This is a genomic window from Aetokthonos hydrillicola CCALA 1050 (assembly GCF_017591665.1).
Classification (GTDB): domain Bacteria; phylum Cyanobacteriota; class Cyanobacteriia; order Cyanobacteriales; family Nostocaceae; genus Aetokthonos; species Aetokthonos hydrillicola.
In genome coordinates, this window is the sequence record NZ_JAAKGC010000330.1 from 1 (window position 1) to 1897 (window position 1897).

The 1897-nt window shown below is 38.4% G+C and carries 2 protein-coding genes; one reads left to right on the top strand and one right to left on the bottom strand.

From position 1 onward, the window contains the following. Window positions 1–294: 294 nt before the first annotated feature. Window positions 295–729, bottom strand: coding sequence for a TOBE domain-containing protein (locus G4P69_RS37540; RefSeq protein ID WP_208340162.1), 435 nt, complete (start codon window positions 727–729; stop codon window positions 295–297). Window positions 730–1076: 347 nt separating this feature from the next. Between G4P69_RS37540 and G4P69_RS37545 the strand changes: the two genes are divergently transcribed. Continuing rightward, window positions 1077–1897, top strand: an 821-nt coding sequence (locus G4P69_RS37545) for a PDC sensor domain-containing protein (RefSeq protein ID WP_243903184.1), incomplete at its 3' end; no start/stop codon positions are given.

Sequence of the window (1897 nt, forward strand, 5' to 3'; positions counted from 1 at the left end):
TAAAGATTTCAGAGATTACGTTGTAAAGTTGTTTTCCAACACCTACCCACCCGCACGCTAGGCAAAGAAAAAGGGAGCATCCCAAATATGTAAATTTATTTTATATTGTAGTGTGGGCATCTTGCCCGTTTCAGTAATAAACCAGGGAGCAAGATGCTCCCACTACGATTTTTTTGCAAAATTGGGATCCTCTCAAGAAAACAGCTACTACAAGCCAATATTATAGTTATCAGTTATCAGTTAAGACCACACCATACACATTGATCACTGATAACTGTTTACTGTTCACTGTATTTAATCCCTAGCAATCACTATATCATTAGACTTAATGACTGCATAAGCCTCTTCTCCCTCAGCCAAACCCAATTCCTCAGCTGAGACTCTGGTAATAATTGAGGTTAATTCGACTTTATGAAGAATTTCCAAAGTCACTTCACTATTTACTGCACCAGTGGTCACTCGTTTGACTACACCCTTAAGAATATTACGAGAGCTAACTTTTAGAGGTTTCTTTTCACTGGAAATTTCTAGTTCAGTATTGTAAGTATCTTCTTTGACTTTGTCACTTGTGGGTATTGATGGAGTTGGTGAGGGTTTCCTTAGTCCGCGCACCAGTTCCCGCAAAATCTCTGTTTTAGTGCGCTGGGACTGTTGGCAAAACTCCTCCAAAATTTTCTGTTCCTCCTGTGATGTTTGGAATGTGACCCATCCTTGTTCTTTTCTTGGCATAACTTTACAAAAATATTTGTAAGTGATTAGTGATATGTCAGTATGCTGCTATATGAATTTTAGACATCTAAGACATCTATCCTCCATTTGACGCGTACATTCTTGTCTAAGTCAGACAAACTCTTACCAAACATTAATTTTATGGAAAAAAATCTTTTTCAGCGTATGTCTATATTGAAAATAGGGGATGGAGGATTGAGAAAGAAATATTTTCATGATCTCGTTGTGAGTACTTCCCGAGGTTGTCTAGCTTCTATTGCATAGATGTTGGATGTTTATTACGTTAACAGGGTGGAAATTTTAAGTAATGTGACTAAAAAAATATAACATTGCCAAGATACAACAAGATGATAAGACGGTTTGTAAAAAATTGGTTCACAATTTGGCAAAATCGACAAACGCACAATAAGCGATCGCCCGTGGGACACAGCCAAAGGCGATCGCGCAATTTGACAACGCTATTAATTTTGATTAACACAACCTTCTTTGTAGCGGCAATCGGTATTTTTAGCTACTTAGCAGTCCGAAGTATAGTTCTACGGGAACTTCAAGCAAAAGCTTTACTTGAAGTTCGTCAAGGAAGACACGATATTGATCAATGGTTAGCAAATCGTAAAGCAGAAGTCTACACTATTGCCAATACAGATATTGTACGTTCTTTAAACTGGTCAGCGATGGAACCATACTTACGGGCAGAAGTTAGTCGTATTCATGATTTCTTTATACTTGCCATAACATATCCTGACGGTTCCCATTACAACACTCGAATAGGCAAAAGTGACAAAAACCTCAAATATAGAACTGATATAAAGACTGCACTAGCAGGAAAAAATTATATATCTGATCCCTTCTGGAGTATTATTAGTAAAGTTAATGTCGTATCTATCGCTACCCCAATTCGCCAAACTTATGATCCAGCCAGTCCTCCGATAGCAGCACTTAACGGGAATCTGAGAATTGAGCGTGTCAAACAGGTAATTAATAAACTACAGTACGGCGATGGCAGTTATGCTTTTGCACTGAACTCGACTGGACACCCAATTATTCATCGTGATCCAGCGTTGATGTCAACACCCGAAAAACCAGCTAAAAGCTTCTTGAAATCAAATGACCGTCACTTAGCTGAGATCGCTCGCCGAATGGTCAACAAAGAAGAAGGAATTAAACT